The organism is Streptomyces sp. C1-1 (genome assembly GCF_050214755.1).
Lineage (GTDB): Bacteria > Actinomycetota > Actinomycetes > Streptomycetales > Streptomycetaceae > Streptomyces.
On record NZ_CP189826.1, the window covers coordinates 4,218,535 to 4,238,013 of the forward strand.

Annotated in this window: 18 protein-coding genes and 1 riboswitch; of the genes, 9 read left to right on the top strand and 9 right to left on the bottom strand. The window is 71.8% G+C overall.

Annotated elements, in window-relative coordinates; translation table 11 throughout:
* Window positions 1-4 precede the first annotated feature (4 nt).
* The 3 genes from ACQF4J_RS19140 to ACQF4J_RS19150 all read right to left on the bottom strand — a co-directional run bounded on the left by ACQF4J_RS19140 (window position 5) and on the right by ACQF4J_RS19150 (window position 3,372).
* Entirely contained in the window at window positions 5-1,561 is a 1,557-nt protein-coding gene (locus ACQF4J_RS19140) for an ABC transporter substrate-binding protein (protein WP_351562464.1), read from the bottom strand.
* Window positions 1,562-1,775: 214 nt separating this feature from the next.
* Entirely contained in the window at window positions 1,776-3,071 is a 1,296-nt protein-coding gene (locus tag ACQF4J_RS19145; RefSeq protein WP_427166249.1) for a metallophosphoesterase, read from the bottom strand.
* A gap of 61 nt (window positions 3,072-3,132) precedes the next feature.
* Entirely contained in the window at window positions 3,133-3,372 is a 240-nt protein-coding gene (locus tag ACQF4J_RS19150) for an SCO4848 family membrane protein (RefSeq protein ID WP_351803046.1), read from the bottom strand.
* Window positions 3,373-3,463: 91 nt separating this feature from the next.
* On the opposite strand from ACQF4J_RS19150, the gene ACQF4J_RS19155 reads away from it, so the two are divergent.
* Window positions 3,464-4,741, top strand: coding sequence for a D-alanyl-D-alanine carboxypeptidase family protein (locus ACQF4J_RS19155; RefSeq protein WP_351562473.1), 1,278 nt, complete (start codon window positions 3,464-3,466; stop codon window positions 4,739-4,741).
* Here ACQF4J_RS19155 and ACQF4J_RS19160 read toward each other — a convergent pair.
* The 3 genes from ACQF4J_RS19160 to ACQF4J_RS19170 all read right to left on the bottom strand — a co-directional run bounded on the left by ACQF4J_RS19160 (window position 4,689) and on the right by ACQF4J_RS19170 (window position 7,216).
* Entirely contained in the window at window positions 4,689-5,642 is a 954-nt protein-coding gene (locus ACQF4J_RS19160; protein WP_351562476.1) for a YihY/virulence factor BrkB family protein, read from the bottom strand. The genes ACQF4J_RS19155 and ACQF4J_RS19160 overlap by 53 nt on opposite strands.
* A 91-nt stretch (window positions 5,643-5,733) precedes the next feature.
* Window positions 5,734-6,723 carry a decaprenyl-phosphate phosphoribosyltransferase gene (locus ACQF4J_RS19165; protein WP_351803044.1) on the bottom strand — a complete coding sequence of 330 codons (990 nt, stop codon included), beginning with the start codon at window positions 6,721-6,723 and terminating at the stop codon, window positions 5,734-5,736.
* Window positions 6,716-7,216 (bottom strand): phosphatase PAP2 family protein, encoded by a 501-nt coding sequence (locus ACQF4J_RS19170; protein WP_351562482.1) that lies wholly within the window; start codon window positions 7,214-7,216, stop codon window positions 6,716-6,718. Before ACQF4J_RS19170 ends, ACQF4J_RS19165 begins: the two co-directional genes overlap by 8 nt.
* A gap of 133 nt (window positions 7,217-7,349) precedes the next feature.
* Here ACQF4J_RS19170 and ACQF4J_RS19175 point away from each other — a divergent pair, with 133 nt between their 5' ends.
* Complete coding sequence (locus ACQF4J_RS19175) at window positions 7,350-8,711, top strand: FAD-binding oxidoreductase (protein WP_351562485.1); 1,362 nt, start codon at window positions 7,350-7,352, stop codon at window positions 8,709-8,711.
* Between the two features lie 11 nt (window positions 8,712-8,722).
* The gene (locus ACQF4J_RS19180; protein ID WP_351562488.1) at window positions 8,723-9,478 is read left to right on the top strand and encodes a decaprenylphospho-beta-D-erythro-pentofuranosid-2-ulose 2-reductase; all 756 of its coding nucleotides are present in this window, start codon (window positions 8,723-8,725) and stop codon (window positions 9,476-9,478) included.
* Between the two features lie 17 nt (window positions 9,479-9,495).
* On the opposite strand, the gene ACQF4J_RS19185 is transcribed toward ACQF4J_RS19180, so the two are convergent.
* Window positions 9,496-10,074 (bottom strand): 2'-5' RNA ligase family protein, encoded by a 579-nt coding sequence (locus tag ACQF4J_RS19185; protein WP_351562491.1) that lies wholly within the window; start codon window positions 10,072-10,074, stop codon window positions 9,496-9,498.
* A 139-nt stretch (window positions 10,075-10,213) separates the two neighbouring features.
* Complete coding sequence (gene trpS, locus ACQF4J_RS19190) at window positions 10,214-11,227, bottom strand: tryptophan--tRNA ligase (protein ID WP_351562494.1); 1,014 nt, start codon at window positions 11,225-11,227, stop codon at window positions 10,214-10,216.
* Between the two features lie 186 nt (window positions 11,228-11,413).
* On the opposite strand from trpS, the gene ACQF4J_RS19195 reads away from it, so the two are divergent.
* Window positions 11,414-12,052, top strand: a complete 639-nt coding sequence (locus ACQF4J_RS19195) for a hypothetical protein (protein WP_427166252.1) — start codon at window positions 11,414-11,416, stop codon at window positions 12,050-12,052.
* A 14-nt stretch (window positions 12,053-12,066) separates the two neighbouring features.
* Here the strand turns inward: ACQF4J_RS19195 and ACQF4J_RS19200 are convergent, their stop codons facing one another.
* Complete coding sequence (locus ACQF4J_RS19200) at window positions 12,067-13,515, bottom strand: glycine hydroxymethyltransferase (protein WP_351803040.1); 1,449 nt, start codon at window positions 13,513-13,515, stop codon at window positions 12,067-12,069.
* 33 nt (window positions 13,516-13,548) lie between these two features.
* A riboswitch (ZMP/ZTP riboswitch) is annotated at window positions 13,549-13,653 on the bottom strand.
* A gap of 243 nt (window positions 13,654-13,896) precedes the next feature.
* On the opposite strand from ACQF4J_RS19200, the gene ACQF4J_RS19205 reads away from it, so the two are divergent.
* The 5 genes from ACQF4J_RS19205 (at window position 13,897) to ACQF4J_RS19225 (ending at window position 19,469) form a co-directional block, all read left to right on the top strand.
* A complete protein-coding gene (locus tag ACQF4J_RS19205; RefSeq protein WP_351803038.1) occupies window positions 13,897-14,034 on the top strand; it encodes a hypothetical protein in 138 nt (45 codons plus the stop codon).
* 63 nt (window positions 14,035-14,097) lie between these two features.
* Window positions 14,098-14,919, top strand: coding sequence for a DMT family transporter (locus ACQF4J_RS19210; RefSeq protein ID WP_427168599.1), 822 nt, complete (start codon window positions 14,098-14,100; stop codon window positions 14,917-14,919).
* A gap of 166 nt (window positions 14,920-15,085) precedes the next feature.
* Complete coding sequence (locus ACQF4J_RS19215; protein WP_351562504.1) at window positions 15,086-15,664, top strand: antibiotic biosynthesis monooxygenase; 579 nt, start codon at window positions 15,086-15,088, stop codon at window positions 15,662-15,664.
* Between the two features lie 29 nt (window positions 15,665-15,693).
* The gene (pabB, locus tag ACQF4J_RS19220) at window positions 15,694-17,892 is read left to right on the top strand and encodes an aminodeoxychorismate synthase component I (RefSeq protein WP_427166255.1); all 2,199 of its coding nucleotides are present in this window, start codon (window positions 15,694-15,696) and stop codon (window positions 17,890-17,892) included.
* Complete coding sequence (locus tag ACQF4J_RS19225) at window positions 17,889-19,469, top strand: AMP-binding protein (RefSeq protein WP_427166257.1); 1,581 nt, start codon at window positions 17,889-17,891, stop codon at window positions 19,467-19,469. Before pabB ends, ACQF4J_RS19225 begins: the two co-directional genes overlap by 4 nt.
* The last annotated feature ends 10 nt before the right edge of the window (window positions 19,470-19,479 follow it).

The window sequence follows — 19,479 nt, forward strand, 5'->3', positions numbered from 1 at the left end:
GGCCTCAGATCCAGTTCAGGCTCCACAGCCGGTAGACGCCGGTGCCGTCGTCCAGGTACTGGCTGCCGCCGACGTCCTCACTGCTGAGGACGTACTCCTTGCCCTGCCACAGCGGGATCACCGGCACGTCGTGGGCGATGTCCTGCTGCAGCGTGCGCAGGTCGGAGGTGGCGTCGCCGCGGTCGGCGTACTGCCGGCTGGTCTGGATGAGGTGGTCGACGGCGTTGTTGCTGTAGCCGGTGTTCATGGTGGCGCCGGTGCCGACGAGCGTGGCTCCGAAGGTGTCCGGGTCGGGGTAGTCGGCGACCCAGCCGACGGCGTAGGCGTCGAGCTTGCCGGTCGCCCACCGCTTCTGGAAGGCGGTCCACTCGTAGCCCTTGAGGGTCACCTTGAACAGACCGCTCGCCTCCAGCTGCCGCTTGAGGTCCGCCGCCTCCGCCGCCGCTGAGCCGCTGTTCTTGCCGTAGCCGTAGGTGAAGCGCACCGGCAGCGTCACGCCGGCCTCGGTGAGCAGGGTCCTGGCCTTCTTGGCGTTCTGCGTGGGGTAGGCGTCGAAGAACGACGTGGTGTGGCCGGTCAGGCCCGTGGGGATCAGCGAGTACAGCGGGTCGACGGTCCCCTTGTAGACGGTGGCGGCCAGTTGCTCGCGGTTGATCAGCCAGGCCACCGCCTGACGGACCCGCACGTCGTGCAGGGGCGAGCTGCTGCGTGTGTTGAGGTAGAGGTTGCGGGTCTCGGAGCTGTCGGACTCGGAGAGGCGCTGGTTGGGATCGCTGGCCGACAGTTCGGACAGCACCTGGGGCGGCAGCTGACGGCTGGCCACGTCGACCTGCTTCGCCTTCCACGCGGTGTTCAGGGCGTCCGCGTCGGTGTAGTAGCGCAGTTCGACGGGGCGGCCGGTGCCGTCGATGGCGCCCTTGTAGTCGCTGTTGGGGGTGAGGACCGCCTTCTTGCCCTTCGTATACGCCGTCAGCTTGTACGGGCCGGTGCCGTCGACGCCGCCACCGGTGCGCAGGGCCTTGGCCGGGTACTTCTCCCGGTCGACGATGGCTCCCGCGCCGGTGGCCACCTTGAACGGCCATGTGGCGTCGGGCGAGGACAGGTGGAAGGTCACGGTCTCGCCGCTCGCGTCGACCGACCCGAGCGTGCTCAGGAGGGACGACGGGCCGACGTCCGACTTGATCGCCTTGACGCGGTCGAAGGAGTACTTGACGTCCTCGGCGGTCATCGCGCGGCCGCTGGGGAACGTGAGCCCCTTGCGCAGCGTGCAGCGGTACGTCTTCAGGTCGCTGCCGACGAAGGTGCAGCTCTGGGCCGCGTCCGGGACGGGGGCGGCGCCGCCCGCCTCGAAGGTCAGCAGCGACTGAAAGACGTTGCTGAACAAGGCCCAGGAGCCGGCGTCGTAGGCACCCGCGGGGTCGAGCGACGTGACGGAGTCCGTCGTGCCGACCGTGATCGTCTTTCCGTTGTCGTCCTGCGACGGCAGCAGTTGCCAGCCGCCGACTCCCACACCCGCCAGCACGAGCAGCGTCGCGAGAACCCGCATGCGAACCGAACGCATCGGTTTGCCCTCCCCAGGCCCGAAGGCCCCAGCACAAATGCCACTCCCCTAGTGGCGCGGCTCACCTAATCACACGTGTTTCAGCGCGGGGAAGAGGAGTTTGAGGAGTTGAGAAAGACGTTACGGCAAGGGGTTTCGGCCATATTTCACAGCGTTCCCACAGGGTCTTCGGCATGCGGTTGTGAAAGCGGGTTCTGCGCGTGGGGCAGCGCGCTCACGCGCGCGTGGAGGCCAGTTCGATCACGGTGATGTCCGACGGGGCGCCCACGCGCGTGGGCGGGCCCCAGGCGCCGGCGCCCCGGCTGACGTAGAGCTGGGTGTCGCCGTAGCGCTCCAGGCCCGCGACGGTCGGGTTCGCGGCCGCGGCGATGAAGTTGCCGGGCCACAGCTGGCCGCCGTGGGTGTGGCCGGAGAGCTGGAGGTCGACGTGGTGCCTGACGGCCTCGTGGATCTGGACGGGCTGGTGGGCGAGGAGCACGCACGCGCGTGCCGTGTCCCGGTCGCCGAGCGCCCTGCCGAAGTCGGGGCCCTGGCCCTCGCTCTCGCCCGCGATGTCGTTGACCCCGGCCAGGTCGAAGTACGGCAGTTCGGTGCGGGCGTTCTCCAGGGGGTGCAGCCCGAGCCGGCGGACCTCCTCGACCCACTGCTCGGCGCCCGAGAAGTACTCGTGGTTGCCGGTGACGAAGTAGGAGGGCGCCCGCAGCTGCCGCAAGGGGGCCGCCGCCGGTCCCAGATTCTTGACGCTGCCGTCGACCAGGTCGCCGACGACCGCGACGATGTCGGGCTGCGTGGAGTTGATCGTGTCGACGACCTTCTGCGCGAAACCCCGGCCCAGGGTCGGCCCCAGGTGGATGTCGCTGACCACCGCGATGCGGTAGCCGTGCGCCGCGCGCGGCAGCTTGGCCAGCGGCACGGTGACCCGCTTGACCCGTGGCCCGCGCAGCACACCGTAGGTGCCGTAGCCGACGGTCCCCACGGCGGCCGCGGCGGCGGCACCGGCCACGGCACGGGAGACGAAGAGGCGGCGGGAGGGGTCGGGAACGGCGAGATCGCTCCCGGGTTCCGCGCCGGGATGTGCGGGCTCGCGCTCCGGCGCGGGACCGGATGCGCGCGCCCCTTCGGCTGCCGGCGCCCGGGACGCGACGGCTCCCGCCGGCACCGGCTCGGCGTCCGCCGGGGCGGCGGCCGACGTGCGCGCCCGCCGCTCGAGCAGCCGCCGCAGCAGCGGCCGTACGGCCTCGCCCGCCACGACCGCCAGCAGCAGGTAGACCGAGAGCGCCAGCCACAGGAAGCCCGGCCAGGCCAGCACCTGCTGCAGCCAGAAGGGCGCTCCCGCCCGCTCGGCCACGATCGCGCCGACGGCCAGGGCCCAGCCGCCCCCGATCAGCGCCGCGCCCGCCCGGCGCGCGGGGCCCGCGCGCCGGGTCGTGTCGCGGAACAGGCGGCGCCACAGGTACCAGTTGGCCCCCACCAGGACGCCGAGCGCGAGCAGAGCGAAGACGATGATCACTGTGCCGTGTACCCCGCGATCAGTTGTGTCGGTTCCTGCCGGTTCGTTGGCGTCCGTCCGGTTATGAAGTGCGGCGCAATGCGCGCAGTCCACGCAACCCGATGCCGCCGATGACCGTCCCCAATACGAAGGAGACGACGGCCAGCGTCAGATGCACCCAGAAGTACGCCGTGGGGTGACCGTCGTCGAACGCGAGCCCACTGCTGTCCTTGATGAGATTTTTCACGAAAGTGACCCAGATGACCCAACTCCACACCCCGAAGGCGAGCAGGAACCAGGAGACAGGGCGGCTGAGCTTCATGCGTTCAGTATCGCCGCCGCCACTCCGGCCGCACGCCCGGGGTGGGGAGGGCGGCGGGACATCACGGCCGGTGCCCTGTACTTTTCCGTCCGTGCCCGCTCCCAAGAAGACCGCCAGGCGATCCCTGCTGGTCACCTCCGCCGCCCTGTCGTCGCTCGCGTTGACCGCGCCCGTCGCCCTCGCGGCCCCCAGCCCGTCCACGAGCCCCTCGGCCACCCCGCCGGCGGGCATGTCGTCCGTGGGCGGCGCCCGGCTCGGCCGGCCCGGCACACAGGTCGATCTGGGCAGCGGCGCGCCCGTGCTCCCCAAGGACATCACCGCGCGCTCGTGGATCGTCGCGGACGCCGAGTCCGGCGAGGTCCTCGCCGCGCACAACGCGCACTGGCGGCTGCCTCCGGCGTCCACGATGAAGATGCTGTTCGCGGACACGCTGCTGCCGAAGTTCCCGCGCGGTGAGAAGCACAAGGTGGTGCCCGCAGACCTCGCGGGCATGGGCGCAGGCTCCAGCCTCGTCGGGATAAAGGAAGGCGAGACCTACTCCGTCCACGACCTGTGGCTCGGCGTCTTCCTGCGCTCGGGCAACGACGCCGTGCACGTGCTGTCGGCGATGAACGACGGCGTCGGCAACACCGTCAAGGAGATGAACGCGCACGCCCAGGAGCTCCAGGCGCTGGACACGAACGTGGTCACCCCCGACGGCTACGACGCCCCCAGGCAGGTCTCCTCCGCCTACGACCTGACGCTGTTCGCCCGCTCGGGGCTGCAGAAGAAGGACTTCCGCGAGTACTGCTCGACGGTGCGGGCGGAGTTCCCGGGCGAGACGAAGAAGAACAAGAAGGGCAAGAAGGTCCGGGAGCCCTTCGAGATCCAGAACACCAACCGGCTGCTGGCCGGCGACACCGACATCTCCGTCTACCAGGGCATCGCGGGCGTCAAGAACGGCAACACCACCAACGCCGGCGCGACCTTCACGGGGGTCGCCGAGCGCAACGGCAGGGTGCTGCTGGTGACGGTCATGCACCCCGAGAAGGAAGAGCACAACGAGGTCTACAAGGAGACCGCCAAGCTCTTCGACTGGGGCTTCGCGGCGGCCGGGAAGGCCCGCTCGGTGGGTGAGCTGGTGCCGCCGAGGAGCGCGGTCCGGGCGAGCGCCCAGCCCGGCGCCAACGCCTCCGAAGGACAGGCGGGCGGCGCCGGGAACAACGCCTCGGCCACGCCGGCGGCGAGGGCCGCCGGGCACACCGGCGGCGGCATGGGGACCGCGTTCGCGATCGCCGGCGGGGCGCTGGCCCTGCTCGCGGCCGCCGCGTTCCTGGTCAACCGCCGCTGGCCGCTGCCCGACCTGGTACGTCGCCGGTCTCGTCCCTGACCTTGCGCACGATCCCCACCCGCTCCTCCCGTTCCTCCTCGCGCACCTCCTGCTCCTCGCTCTGCGTCGCCGTCCAGGCGGCGCAGAACAGGACCAGCTTCGAGGTGAAGTTGATCCACAGCAGGAGGGCGACGGGAACCCCGAAGGCGCCGTACATGCTCTTCGCGGCCACCCCCTGCATGTAGCCGCTCAGCAGCGCCTTCAGCAGCTCGAAGCCGACCGCGCCGGTCAGTGCCGCGACGGTCAGGCGGCGGCGCGGCGGTTCGACGCCGGGCAGCAGCGTCAGGACGTACAGGAGCAGCAGGAAGTCGGCGAACACCGCGACGGCGAACGCGGCGACGTACAGCAGGATCCCGCCCCAGCCGCCGTTCTCCAGTCCGATCTGCCGGGTGATCCAGCCGACCATCGCCGAGGCGACGGTGGAGGCGGCGAGGGTGGCCAGGACGGCGCCGCCGAGGCCCATGAGGATGCCGAGGTCCTTGGCCTTGCGCAGGAAGTAGTTCTCCTCCTGGTCGGGCAGCTCCCACACCGCGCGGAGGCATTCGCGTGTCGAGCCGGCCCAGCCGATGCCGGTGAACAGCAGGGCGGCGCCGGCGATGAGGCCGATGGTGCCGGCGTTCTGGACCAGGCCGTTGATGTCGAGCTGGTCGGAGATGCCGGGCACCTGCTCGGCGATCTTGTTCTGCAGATCCGTCTGCTGCTGCTCGCTGAGCGTGGCCGCGGCGACCGCGGCGGCCACGGTGAGCAGCGGAAACAGCGCGACGAAACTCGTGAACGTCATCGCGGCGGCCAGCCGGGCCCACTTCACCCGGTCCAGACGCTCGAACGACCGCCACGCGTGCGTGGCCGCCAGGCGCGCCACCAGCGGCCCGACGACGGGGAGCTTCTTCAGCCAGTCCATGATCCGACTCTGCCCTCCGTTCGGGAGACCAATGTGCTGGTACCCCCGAAAAGCGCCTTCGCTGCGTCGCCGGTGGCCTCGCGGCGGTCGTCTACCAGTTCGCCACCGCCAGCCCGTACATCGCCAGCCAGACCAGGCCGATGACGGCGAGGGCACGGTCGCGCAGGACGACGTCCTCGGGTTCGCCGGCTGCGCCCCGGTCGGCGAAGACGGCGTACCGCAGGACCGCGAGGACGAAGGCGACCATGGAGAGCTGCCGCCAGGGCAGCACGCTGGTGTGCGGCAGTCCGCCCTCCTCCAGGGCCCACATGCAGTAGCCGAGGACCGCGACCCCCGCGGCCAGCTGCCAGACGAAGCGCAGGTATCCGGTCGTGTACTCGGTGAGCAACGCGCGCGTGGCGCCCGCCTTTCCGGCCATCTGGACGGCTTCGGAGTAACGCTTGGCCGACACCATGAACAGCGCGCCGAAACCGGTCGTGATCAGGAACCAGCGGGACAGCGGGATGCCCAGCGCGAGCCCGCCGGACACCGCCCGCATCAGGAACCCGGTCGTGACGACCACGAGGTCCACCACCAGGACGCGCTTGAGGCTGACGCAGTACGCCAGTTGCATGCCGAGGTAGGCCGTCAGCAGTGCCGCGACGGCCGGTGAGACCAGCCATGCGGCGACGACCGGCGCGAGCACGCCGAGGACGCCTCCGACGGCGTAGGCGAGCGGCACGGGGACCTGGCCGGCCGCGACCGGGCGGTGGCGCTTGGCGGGGTGGGCGCGGTCGGCGTCGGCGTCCCGGGCGTCGTTGACGAGGTAGACGGCGGCGGCGCAGGCCGTGAACAGGACGAAGATCGCGGTGAGGCGGGGGATCGCGGAGCGGGTGAAGAGCTCGCCGGCGGCCGCGGGGGCGGCGACGACCAGGAGGTTCTTGACCCACTGCTTGGGGCGTGCGGTTCTCAGCAGGCCGGTGAGGAGGGTGGCGGGGGTGCGCTTCGGGGGTGGCACGGGGATGCGCTCGGGCGTGCGTTGTTCGAGAAGCGCCGTCTCCTGGGAGCGCGCGCCGTCTGTGAGAGGCGCTGCCTCAGTCATGCGCGCCCCCTCCCACCCAGCGCGACCCCAGGCGCGCCGTGAGCACCCCGAGGGCCGCGCCCGCCACCACGTCGGAGGGGTGGTGAACGCCGACGACCAGCCGGGACAGGCACATCGCGGCGGCGAGCGGCGGGACGGCGTACGCGCCGAGGGCGCCGTAGACGAGGGCGGCGGCCGCGGCGGAGGTCGCGTGCGAGCTGGGGAAGGAGTGCGGGCCGAAAGTGGGCGCGAGGTGTGCGACATGCGCCGGACGCGGGCGTCGCACCACCCTCTTCACGCCCATGCTGACGAGGTGCGCTCCCCCGGTGAGCGCCGCACCGCGCAACCAGGCGCCGCGGCGCGCGCCGTCCACGGCGGCCCCGACGAGGCCCGTCGCGAGCCACAGCGCACCGTGCTCACCGGCCCGGGAGAGGGCGCGCGCGACACCGGCGACGCGCGGGTCGGCGCCGTACGCGTGGCAGGCGGAGAGGATTCTGTGGTCCAGGAGGTCCATGTGGACTCACTGTTCACGCCGACGCCGCCGGAACTACGGAAATATTGGATGACATCCCATTAATCACCCATTTCGGGGAGGAGGTTGATGTTACGTAACTAACCGCGCATATCGGGGCGATACGGTCACCGACATGTCTGCCAGCACCGCACCGGTCACCACCACCGTCACCGGCTGGGGGCGGACCGCCCCCTCCGCGGCCCGTCTGATCCGTCCACGGACGTACGAGGAGGCCGCGGCCGCCGTCCGGGAGTGCGGGGCCCGCGGGGGCATCCCGAGGGGGCTGGGACGCGCGTACGGCGACGCGGCGCAGAACGCCGGCGGCACGGTGTTCGACATGACGGGCCTGGACCGGATCCACGCGATCGACGCCGACGAAGGCACCGTGCTGTGCGGCGCGGGCGTGTCCCTGCACCGCCTGATGGAGGTGCTGCTGCCGCTGGGCTGGTTCGTCCCGGTGACGCCCGGCACCCGGCAGGTGACGGTCGGCGGCGCGATCGGGGCGGACATCCACGGCAAGAACCACCACGTGTCCGGCACGTTCTCCCGGCACGTCCTGTCGTTCGAACTCCTCACCGCCGACGGCGAGATCCGCACGGTGGGCCGCGGCACCCCGCTGTTCGACGCGACCGCGGGCGGCATGGGACTGACCGGCGTGATCCTGACCGCCACCCTCGGTCTGCTGCCCGTCGAGACCTCCCTGATGTCGGTCGACACCGAGCGGGCGAGCGACCTGGACGACCTGATGGCACGTCTGACGGACACCGACGACCGCTACCGCTACTCGGTCGCCTGGATCGACCTGCTGGCCCGCGGCGCCGCGACGGGCCGCGCGGTCCTGACCCGCGGCGATCACGCCCCGTTCGACGCGCTGCCGGCACGCGCGCGGGCGAAGGCGCTGGACTTCCGCACCCCGCGGTTCCCGCCCGCACCCGCCTTCCTCCCCGAGGGGCTGCTCAGCCGCACCACCGTGGGCCTGTTCAACGAGCTCTGGTACCGGAAGGCGCCACGCGCGCGTACCGGCGAACTGCAGCGGATCTCCGCGTTCTTCCACCCCCTCGACGGCGTCCCGCACTGGAACCGCGTCTACGGCCGCGGCGGCTTCGTGCAGTACCAGTTCGTCGTCGGACACGGCCAGGAGGACACCCTGCGCCGGATCGTGCGCCGGATCGCCGACCGGCGCTGCCCGTCCTTCCTGGCCGTCCTCAAGCGGTTCGGCCGGTCCGACCCGGGCTGGCTCTCCTTCCCGCTGCCCGGCTGGACGCTGGCCCTCGACATCCCGGCCGCCCTGCCCGGTCTCGGCCGTTTCCTGGACCGGCTCGACGAGGAGGTCGCGGCCGCCGGCGGTCGCGTCTACCTCGCCAAGGACTCCCGTCTGCGCCCCGAACTCCTCGCCGCGATGTACCCGCGCCTCGACGACTTCCGGGCGCTGCGCGCGGAAGTCGACCCGCGCGGCGTGTTCGTGTCGGACCTGTCCCGCCGTCTCGCCCTCTAGGAGCTGCTGTCGTGAAGGACGCCTTCGGTCTGCCCCAGTCCCTGCTCGTCCTCGGCGGTACGTCCGAGATCGCGCTCGCCACCGCCCGCCGGCTGATCGCGCGCCGCACGCGCGTGGTGTGGCTCGCCGGACGCCCCTCCCCCGCTCTGGAGACGGCCGCCGCCGAACTGCGCGCGCTGGGGCCCGAGGTGCACACCGTCGCCTTCGACGCACTCGAGCCCGACTCGCACGAGACGGTGCTCGGCAAGGTCTTCGCGGAAGGAGACGTCGACGTGGTGCTGCTCGCCTTCGGCGTCCTCGGCGACCAGGCCAACGACGAGCGCGACGCGGCCTCGGCGGTACGGGTCGCGCAGACCAACTACACGGGCGCCGTCTCGGCGGGACTGGTGAGTGCCCGCGCGCTGCAGGCCCAGGGGCACGGCTCCCTGGTGGTGCTGTCCTCCGTGGCCGGCGAGCGGGCCCGCCGCAGCAACTTCATCTACGGCTCCAGCAAGGCCGGTCTGGACGCCTTCGCGCAGGGCCTGGGCGACGCGCTGCACGGCACCGGCGTGCACGTCATGGTCGTACGCCCCGGGTTCGTGCGTTCGAAGATGACCGCGGGACTGCCCGAGACCCCGCTCGCGACGACGCCGGAGCACGTGGCGACGGCCATCGAACTCGGCCTGCGGCGGCGCTCGGAGACGGTGTGGGTACCGGGCACGCTGCGCGTGGTGATGGCGGCCCTGCGGCACGTCCCGCGCGGGCTGTTCCGACGGCTGGCCCTCTGACCGCCGACCGCCGGTGGCTAACGGCTGCCGATGGTGCCGCGTTCGACGTGGCCGGCCTGCGGCGGCACGACGGTGCCGCCGAAGGCGAACTCCCGCAGCTTGCGCCACACGCCGTCCGCGCCCTGCTCGTACAGGGCGAACCCCGTGCACGGCCAGTCGGCCTCGTAGCCGGCGAGCTCCTCGAAGGCGCGGTCCATCGCCTCGTCGTCGATGCCGTGCGCGACGGTGACATGCGGGTGGTACGGGAACTGCAGCTCGCGCGGCACGGGACCGGAGGCGTCCCGGACCTGCTTCTGCAGCCAGGTGCAGGCCTCGGCGCCCTCGACGACCCGGACGTAGACGACCGGGGACAGGGGCCGGAAGGTGCCGGTGCCGGACAGGCGCATCGGGAACGGGCGGCCGCTCGCGGCGACCTCGGCCAGATGCGCCTCCACGGCCGCCAGGTCACCGCCGTCGACCTCGGTCGGCGGCAGCAGGGTGACATGCGTGGGGATGCCGTGAGCAGCGGCGTCGCCGAAGCCCGCGCGCAGCTGCTGCAGCTGGCTGCCGTGTGGCTCCGGGACCGCGATCGACACTCCGATCGTTACGGTCCCCACGTCGTCTCCTGTCGTCGTGTGAAGGGTCGGTCTGTCAGCCGTCGGCTTCGACTGTACGGCCACGGCTGTGCCGCGGGCAGGCGCAACCGTAGTGATGTGCAGCGCTCTGCCCGGTGGTACGTGTGTTCGGCGGTGTACGTCAGTGCTTGGCGGGCAGGAAGCCCACCCTGTCGTACGCCTGGGCGAGGGTCTCGGCGGCGACGGCGCGCGCCTTCTCCGCACCCTTGGCCAGGATCGAGTCCAGCGTCTCCGAGTCGTCCAGGTACTGCTGGGTGCGCTCCCGGAAGGGCGTCACGAACTCGACCATGACCTCGGCGAGGTCCGTCTTGAGCGCGCCGTACATCTTGCCCTCGTACTCCGCCTCCAGCTCGGCGATCGTCTTGCCGGTGAGGGTGGAGTAGATGGTGAGCAGGTTGCTGACGCCCGGCTTGTTCTCCGCGTCGTAGCGGATGACGGTGTCGGTGTCGGTGACGGCGCTCTTGACCTTCTTGGCGGTGGCCTTGGGGTCGTCGAGGAGGTTGATGAGGCCCTTCGGCGTGGACGCCGACTTGCTCATCTTGATCGACGGGTCCTGCAGGTCGTAGATCTTCGCCGTCTCCTTGAGGATGTACGGCTTCGGGATCGTGAAGGTCTCGCCGAAGCGGCCGTTGAACCGCGTGGCGAGGTCCCGGGTCAGCTCGACGTGCTGGCGCTGGTCCTCGCCGACCGGGACCTCGTGGGCCTGGTACAGCAGGATGTCGGCGACCTGGAGGACCGGGTACGTGAACAGGCCGACGCTCGCCCGGTCGGCGCCCTGCTTGGCGGACTTGTCCTTGAACTGGGTCATGCGGGAGGCCTCGCCGAAGCCGGTGAGGCAGTTCATGACCCAGGCGAGCTGGGCGTGCTCAGGGACGTGGCTCTGCACGAACAGGGTGCAGCGGTCCGGGTCGAGGCCGGCCGCGAGGAGCTGGGCGGCGGCGAGCCGGGTGTTGGCCCGCAGCTCCGCCGGGTCCTGCGGGATCGTGATCGCGTGCAGGTCGACGACCATGTAGAACGCGTCGTGGCTCTCCTGCAGGGCCACCCACTGGCGCACGGCGCCGAGGTAGTTGCCGAGGTGGAACGAGCCGGCGGTGGGCTGGATGCCGGAGAGCACGCGGGGTCGATCAGAGGCCATGCTCACCATTCTCTCAGGTGCCGGGGGTGGATCCGGAACCGGTCGGAAACATGTGGGCACCGATCCGTGCCCGGCGGTGTAACAAGGTGGGGACGGGCGGCGGAGCAGCGAGGGGGGCGGCCGATGCGGCGGCTGGGCAGACGGACGGCGGGCCGGTGCGGGGCCGTCGTGTCGACGGTGGCGGTCATGACGATCTGCGGCGCTCCGACGGCCCACGCGGGCGGTGCGGGGGCCGGTGACCGGGACGTCCCCGACGTGGCGATGGTCGTCGCGGGCGGTACGGGGCGGACGGCCGTGTTCCGGTCGGGTGAGGCCGCCTTCGCGTGTCTGCGACGGCTGCTGACGCCGACGTACACGGGCACGGAACGGGTGCCGGATGCCTGGGCCGAGGGCCGGTATCCGCCGGTGGACCTCACCGTGGTCTGGGGGCTGAGCGGCGTCGGGGGCTGGCCCAGGACCGACCGGGCGCCGGGCGGCGACGTGGCCGTGGAGCGGCAGGACCAGCTGTTCGTGGCGGCCGACGGCACGCCCTGGGTCCGCAGCGATCCCGCGCCCGAGGTGCGGGACGACGACATCCGCTGGCATCGGGCGCCGCGTTCGGTGTTCGCGGAGCTGGAGCGGGAGAAGGTGCTGGGCGAGGGGTTTTCCGGGCGGCGGGTCACGGGCGGGGACGGCGGCCGGGACGGAATCCGGTGGGCGGTCTCCGGGCTGGGTGCAGGGCTCGTGGCCGGCGTCGGCGGCATGCTGCTGATACGCCGCGCGGCGGCCCGGCACGGTGCCGGACCGCCGCGGGACGAGCCACGACAGGAGCTGATCGACCTCTGAGGGCCGCCGGGGCGTCAGCCGAGGTCGATCTCCGGGTACAGCGGGAAGCCGGCCACCAGGTCCGTGGCGCGCTGGGCGATCTCCTCGGACACCTTCTCGTCCAGGACGTGGGAGGCCTTGGAGGGAGCGCCGGACTTGGTGGTGCCCGGCTCGGCGGTGGTCAGAACGCGGTCGATCAGTCCCGCGACCTCGTCCATCTCGGCCGTGCCCAGACCGCGGGTGGTCAGCGCGGGGGTGCCGATGCGGATGCCGGAGGTGTACCAGGCGCCGTTCGGGTCGGCCGGGATGGCGTTGCGGTTGGTGACGATGCCGGAGTCGAGGAGCGCGGCCTCGGCCTGGCGGCCGGTGAGGCCGTAGGAGGTGGCGACGTCGATCAGGTTGAGGTGGTTGTCGGTGCCGCCGGTCACCAGGGTCGCGCCCCGGCGCATCAGGCCCTCGGCCAGTGCGCGGGAGTTGTCGACGATGCGCTGGGCGTAGTCCTGGAAGGCGGGCTGCCGGGCCTCGGCGAGGGCGACGGCCTTGGCGGCCATGACGTGCGGGAGCGGGCCGCCGAGGACCATCGGGCAGCCGCGGTCGACCTGGTCCTTGAGGGAGTCGTCGCACAGGACCATGCCGCCGCGCGGGCCGCGCAGCGACTTGTGGGTGGTGGTGGTGACGATCTGGGCGTGCGGGACCGGGTCGAAGTCGCCGGTGAGGACCTTGCCGGCGACGAGGCCCGCGAAGTGCGCCATGTCGACCATCAGCGTCGCGCCGACCTCGTCGGCGATCTCGCGCATGATCCGGAAGTTCACCAGGCGGGGGTAGGCCGAGTAGCCCGCGACGATGATCAGCGGCTTGAACTCGCGGGCGGACGTGCGCAGCGCCTCGTAGTCGATCAGGCCGGTGGCCGGGTCGGTGCCGTACGAGCGCTGGTCGAACATCTTGCCGGAGATGTTGGGGCGGAAGCCGTGGGTGAGGTGGCCGCCGGCGTCCAGGGACATGCCGAGCATGCGCTGGTTGCCGAAGGCCTGGCGCAGCTCGGCCCAGTCGGCCTCGGAGAGGTCGTTGACCTGGCGGACGCCGGTCTTCTCCAGGAAGGGCGCCTCGACGCGGTCGGCGAGGACGGCCCAGAAGGCGACCAGGTTGGCGTCGATGCCGGAGTGCGGCTGGACGTAGGCGTGCCGGGCGCCGAACAGCTCGCGGGCGTGCTCGGCGGCCAGCGACTCGACGGTGTCGACGTTGCGGCAGCCGGCGTAGAAGCGGCGGCCGACGGTGCCCTCGGCGTACTTGTCGCTGAACCAGTTGCCCATCGCCAGCAGGGTGGCCGGGGAGGCGTAGTTCTCGGAGGCGATCAGCTTGAGCATCTCGCGCTGGTCGGCGACCTCCTGGCCGATGGCGTCGGCCACGCGCGGCTCGACGGCTCGGATCACGTCGAGGGCGGCACGGAAGGCGGTGGACTCGGGGGAAAGGGAGTCGGCTGACATGAGGGACCTCCGGACGTCGGCTTTCAGCGTTCACGGTACGGCCCAGGCGCACGGCACTCACTGACTCGGGCCGCTCCCCGATGGTCGGTCCCATCCTCGGTCCCTGGCGGAACCAGCGCGCCAGTCACGGCCCTCGCATCACCCTACCGGGGATGCCCTGCTGCGCAGGGAGGCCGTCCATCATGCGAGCGGCGGTGTGATGGATCTGCTTCCGGTTGCCGAGCACGCGCCCTGTTGCCGGGCCGGGACACTGATCCCGTCGTCTCGCTCAGGAAGGCAGACCGGACTCTGCGGCATGCCGAGAAGCTCGCCCGAAGGGCCTCCGAGGCGCACGACGCCGTAGAGGGGGCCAACGCCGCGATCGCATGGCGGGAGCAGGTGTTGGAGCTGCACGACCGTGGTCTCACCCCGCAGCAGATACGAGCGATCATGCTGCTCGAAGACGGCGGTGAGGGCTACGAGCGGAGCAACGGCCGCATCGACGACATCCTCGCAGAAGTCCCGCGCAGGTCTTCCTGACCGGAGGGCCGAGCAGAGCGCCTCCAGTGGCCCTCCCTCTAGAGTCCCTTCGTGCTCTTTGGAATGGTGTGCGCCCTGGGGGCGGCGGTCTGCTTCGGTACGGCCACGGTGTTGCAGGCGGTCGCCGCGCGGGAGGCGACCGATGGTGGTGGCGGGGAGGCGGCGCTGCTGCTGCGGGCGTTGCGGCAGTGGCGGTATCTGGCCGGGCTGGCGCTGGACGGGCTGGGTTTCCTGCTGCAGATCGCGGCCCTGGGGTCCATCCCCATCTACGCGGTGGCGGCGGCCCTCGCGTCGAGCCTGGCGGTGACGGGGGTGGTCGCGGCCAAGCTGCTGCACGTGCGGCTGAGCGGGCTGGAGTGGGGTGCGGTCGGCACGGTGTGCGCCGGGCTGGCGATGCTGGGCCTGGCATCGGGCACGGAGGGTGACCGTCAGGGCTCCATGGCCCTGAAGTGGGCGATGCTCGTGATCGCGGTGGCGGTGCTGGCGCTCGGGCTGGTGGGCGGACGGTGGTCGGGGCGCGGACGGGATCTGGTGCTGGGACTGGGGGCCGGGTTCGGGTTCGGGGTGGTCGAGGTGTCGGTGCGGCTGATCGACTCGCTCGCGCCGCTGGAGCTGCTCGGCAATCCGGCGACGTACGCCCTGCTGATCGGTGGGGGCGCCGCCTTCCTGCTGCTCACCTCCGCGCTACAGCGCGGCTCGGTGACCACGACCACCGCCGGGATGGTCATCGGCGAGACCATCTGGCCGGCGGCGGTGGGCGTGGTCTGGCTCGGCGACCGCACCCGGGAGGGGCTGACCTGGCTGGCGGTGCTGGGGTTCGCCGTGGCGGTGGTGGCCGCACTGGCGCTCGCGCGGTTCGGCGAGGCGCCGACCGAGACGGCGTGAGAAAAAGGCAGAACACGGCCGCTTATTTGCAAGGCCGATAAAAAGTCACGATACGGACATCGATACGGACATCGATACGGCCGACGACACGGACATCGATACGGGCAGCCGAAAAGATCTCGTTGAAGATTTGAACGAGCTATGGAGATCGCCCGTACTGGACGGCGTGACCAGTAATCCCGTCACCGTCACCTTGGCCTATCGGGTGGCGCCGGGCCGTGAGTCCGACTTCCACTCGTGGGGGTGGGCGATGCTCGCCGCGAGCGCGCGACAGCCGGGCTTCCTGGGGGGTGGCGTCCTTGTCGACCGAGAGGCGGAGTGGCATGTCGTCTATCGCTTCGCCAGCGAGGGCACGGCCCGGGCCTGGGAGGACTCGGGCGAGCGTGCCGAGTGGGACGTCCGCACCGCCGGCTTCGCCCGGCAGGCGGAACGCAGGAGCGTCCGCGGTTCCAAGGTGTGGTTCGACTCCCAGACCCCCCTGCCGAAGGCGCCGGCACCGCCGCCGAAATGGAAACTGTGGTTCATCAACATGAGCGCGGTTTTTCCGCCGGTGCTCCTGTTCAATCTGCTCGTCATTCCTTATCTCGGCGGGCTCAATCCGCTTGTCCGCACACTGCTGCTGTGCCTTTGTGTCACGGCTCTTGTCACCTGGATTCTGATGCCCCGGCTGCAGCGCTTCTTCAAGAAATGGCTGTATCCACCGCTCCAGGCATTGCGCGGACGGCACAAAAGACGGACCGCATAGGTCCGGACCGAACCAAGGGAGGTGGGCGGGTGAAGACCCTGCTCATCGACAATTACGACTCGTACACCTACAACCTGTTCCAGCTGATCGCCGAGGTCAACGGCGAGGAACCGGTTGTGGTCCTGAACGACGCCACCGACTCGATTCCGGATCTGGCCGCCCACCTCGCGGAATTCGACAACGTCGTGGTGTCGCCGGGTCCCGGGCACCCGGCCGAGCCGCGCGACTTCGGGTTCAGCGCCGCCGCGCTCGCCGAGTCGGCCGTCCCCGTGCTCGGCGTCTGCCTGGGGCACCAGGGCATCGCCCTCGGGGAACAGGGCGTGGTGGCGCCCGCGCCGCAGCCCCGGCACGGGCATCTGTCCAGGGTCAGGCACGACGGACGGGACCTGTTCGAGGGACTGCCGCAGGACTTCACCGCCGTCCGCTACCACTCGCTGGCCGTGCGGGAGCCGCTCCCGGAGACGCTCGAGGCCACCGCGTGGTCCGAGGACGGTGTGCTGATGGGCCTGCGGCACCGCACCCGGCCCCTGTGGGGAGTGCAGTTCCACCCGGAGTCGGCGCTCACCGAGTACGGCCACCGGATGCTGGTCAACTTCCGCAATCTGACGGCGGTACGGGCACGCAGGCCGCGTACGAAGAACACCGCGGTCACCCCGGCCGCGGCGGCGATCCCCGCCCCCGCGCCGACCGTCCCGCGCCCCCGCCGGGCGACTCCCGCCTACCGTCTGCACAGCCGCCGGATCGCCGGGGCGGTGGACGCGGAGGCCGCGTTCACGCGGATGTACGGGGCGTCGCAACGGGCGTTCTGGCTGGACAGCGCGCTCGTCGAGGAGGGGCTGTCGCGGTTCTCGTTCTTCGGCGACGACAGCGGTCCGCTCGCGGAGTTCGTGCGCTACGACGTCGACAGCGGGCGCTGCGAGATCGAGCGGGCCGGACGGCCCACGCGGAAGGTCACGGCGAGCGTCTTCGACTATCTGAAACGGCAGTTGACGAGCCGCCGGGTGGACGCGGCCGGACTGCCCTTCGACTTCACCGGGGGCTATGTCGGCTACTTCGGCTACGAGACGAAGGCCGACTGCGGTTCCGCGAACCGACACTCGTCCGAAATGCCGGACGCCTGCTGGCTGTTCGCCGACCGGCTCATCGCCGTGGACCACCTCAGGCGGTTCACCTACGCGGTCTGTCTCGCCGAGGACACCCCGCAGGCCGCGCGGGAGGCCGAGGACTGGCTGGAGGGCGCGCTGGCCCAGCTCAGCTTCGTCGCCACCGACACCGTACGTCCGCCGCGGCACACGTCCGCCACGCCCGAGCCCGAACTCGGTGCCGCGGAGCCGTGGCTGGTACGGGACCGGACGCGGTACCTCGCCGACATCGATGAATGCCACGGGGAGTTGCGGGCCGGGACCAGCTACGAGATCTGCCTGACCAACGCGGCCCGCTTACCCGCGCCGCCCGACGCCTACGACTTCTACCGGGTGCTGCGCCGGGTCAACCCGGCCCCCTACGCCGCGTTCCTGCGCTTCGGGGACGTCGACGTCGCCGGCTCCTCCCCCGAGCGGTTCCTGCGGATCACCCGGGACGGGGTGGCCGAGGCCCGGCCCATCAAGGGCACCGCGCCGCGCGGCGACGGACCCGAGGAGGACGCCGCGCTGCGCGACGCGCTGGCCGCGGACGCCAAGACGCGGGCCGAGAACCTGATGATCGTGGACCTGCTCCGCAACGACCTGGGCCGGGTGTGCCGTACCGGGTCGGTGCGGGTGACCCGGCTGATGGCCACCGAGACGTACGCGTCCGTGCACCAGCTGGTCTCCACCGTGGAGGGGCGGCTGAGGGCCGGCACGGACGCCGTGGACTGCGTGCGGGCCTGCTTCCCCGGCGGATCGATGACCGGGGCGCCGAAGCTGCGCACGATGGAGATCATCGACGCGCTGGAGACCGAGGCCCGGGGTGTCTACTCCGGGGCGCTCGGCTACCTGGGGTGCGGCGGGGGCGCGGATCTGAACATCGTCATCCGTACCGCGGTGTTCGCCGACGGGCTGATGCACCTGGGTGCCGGGGGCGCGATCGTCCTCGACTCCGACCCGGCCGCCGAGTACGACGAGATGCTGCTGAAGACCGCGGCCCAGATGCGGGCCCTGCGCGAGCACACCGTGGAGCGGATACGGGAGCAGCGCGAGGAGACGGCGGTGCGCCAGGGGCGTACGGCCAGCGAGGAGCCGGTGCGATGACGACCTCCCGGCCGGCGGCCGCGCCGCGGACCACCACCGCCGCCGTCCCGCAGCAGCGGACCCCGCTCCCGGCCTCCGCCGCCGGCCCCCGGGCGACCCCCGGCAATCTGGCAGCGCAGCTGGCCGACCTCGCCGAGCGGCGCGGGTGGGGCGACCGGGCGGCCTTCCACCAGGGGCACCGGGTGTGGACGCACGGCGAGGTGCACGCGCTCGCGGCCCGGGCCGCCACCGTGCTCGCCGCGCAGGGTGTGGGCGCCGGTGACCGGGTGGTGCTGGCGCTGCCGGACGGGATCGCCTGGGTGACGGCGTTCCTCGCCACCGCCCGGCTCGGTGCCGTGGCCGTACTGGTCAACCCCGAACTCCCGGCGGCGGACCACGCGTTCATGGCGGCGGACACCCGGGCCGCGCTGTGTGTGACGGGGCCCGGTATGGAGGAACGGTTCACCGACCGGCCCCGGCTCGGCGCCGACCAGTTCCTCGCGTCGGTCCCCACCGCCGCGCCCGCCCCCGCGCACCCGGTCGACGCGCACGCCCCGCTGTACATCCAGTACACGTCCGGGACCACGGGCCGGCCCAAGGGCGTCGTGCACACGCACGGCGACCCGAAGGCCTACCACGACCTGATCGGGCGGCGGCTGCTGCGGATCACCCGGGACGACGTCACGCTGTCGGTGTCGAAGCTGTACTTCGCCTACGGCTTCGGCAACGCCTTCGTCTTCCCGCTGTTCTCCGGCTCCTCCGCCGTGCTGGTGGACCGGCGGTCGAGCCCGGCGGCCGTGGACGAGCTCGTGGCCCGGCACCGGGTGACGCTGCTGTACTCCGTGCCGTCCGCGTTCGCCGCCCTGGTGGCCGAGCGCGGCAGCGGGCACCAGGCCTGCTTCGCCTCGGTCCGGGCCGCGGTGTCGGCGGGCGAGGGCATGCCGGCCGGGCTCGGCAGACAGGTCACCGAGCTGCTGGCCGCCCCGGTGCTGGAGCAGATCGGCTCCACCGAGGCCGGTCACGCCTTCTGCGCCAACAGCTTCGACCACAACCACCCCGGCACCGTCGGCCGCCCCGTCCCCGGCTTCGAGGTGGAGGTGCGCGACGCGAACGGCCGTCCGGTGCCGGACGGCACGGAGGGCGAACTGTGGGTGCGCGGGCCGACGTTGACGCCCGGGTACCTCGACCGGCCGGAGGAGACCGCGCGTGCCCTGGTCGGCGGCTGGCTGGCCACCCGGGACCTGGCGCGCCGCGAGCCGGACGGCACGTTCCGGCATCTGGGCCGCGCCGACGACATGGAGATGGTCGGCGGCATCACCGTCTCCCCGCTGGAGGTGGAGGCCGTGCTGCGCGCGCATCCGGCGGTCCGGGAGGTCGCCGTCGTGGCCGTCGTCGACCGGCTCGGGGTGAGCCGGCTGCGCGCCTTCGTCGTACCGGAGCCGCCGGTCCACGACGGGCTGCGGGAGGACCTGCTTCGGCTCGCCCGAGAGCGGCTGGCCGCCTTCAAGGTGCCCCGCGGGGTGAGCCTCGTGCCGTCCCTCCCCCGCACCCCCACCGGCAAGCTCCGCCGCCATCTGGTGCGCCGGGGCGCCTGGTGAACCCCATCGA

Excerpts from the sequence above, each read along its gene's own strand:
- ACQF4J_RS19140 (WP_351562464.1), bottom strand. The coding sequence starts at position 1,561 with ATGCGTTCGGTTCGCATGCGGGTTCTCGCGACGCTGCTCGTGCTGGCG.
- ACQF4J_RS19150 (WP_351803046.1), bottom strand. The coding sequence starts at position 3,372 with ATGAAGCTCAGCCGCCCTGTCTCCTGGTTCCTGCTCGCCTTCGGGGTG.
- ACQF4J_RS19160 (WP_351562476.1), bottom strand. The coding sequence starts at position 5,642 with ATGGACTGGCTGAAGAAGCTCCCCGTCGTCGGGCCGCTGGTGGCGCGC.
- ACQF4J_RS19165 (WP_351803044.1), bottom strand. The coding sequence starts at position 6,723 with ATGACTGAGGCAGCGCCTCTCACAGACGGCGCGCGCTCCCAGGAGACG.
- ACQF4J_RS19170 (WP_351562482.1), bottom strand. The coding sequence starts at position 7,216 with ATGGACCTCCTGGACCACAGAATCCTCTCCGCCTGCCACGCGTACGGC.
- ACQF4J_RS19175 (WP_351562485.1), top strand. The coding sequence starts at position 7,350 with ATGTCTGCCAGCACCGCACCGGTCACCACCACCGTCACCGGCTGGGGG.
- trpS (WP_351562494.1), bottom strand. The coding sequence starts at position 11,227 with ATGGCCTCTGATCGACCCCGCGTGCTCTCCGGCATCCAGCCCACCGCC.
- ACQF4J_RS19195 (WP_427166252.1), top strand. The coding sequence starts at position 11,414 with ATGACGATCTGCGGCGCTCCGACGGCCCACGCGGGCGGTGCGGGGGCC.
- ACQF4J_RS19200 (WP_351803040.1), bottom strand. The coding sequence starts at position 13,515 with ATGTCAGCCGACTCCCTTTCCCCCGAGTCCACCGCCTTCCGTGCCGCC.
- ACQF4J_RS19210 (WP_427168599.1), top strand. The coding sequence starts at position 14,098 with ATGGTGTGCGCCCTGGGGGCGGCGGTCTGCTTCGGTACGGCCACGGTG.
- ACQF4J_RS19225 (WP_427166257.1), top strand. The coding sequence starts at position 17,889 with ATGACGACCTCCCGGCCGGCGGCCGCGCCGCGGACCACCACCGCCGCC.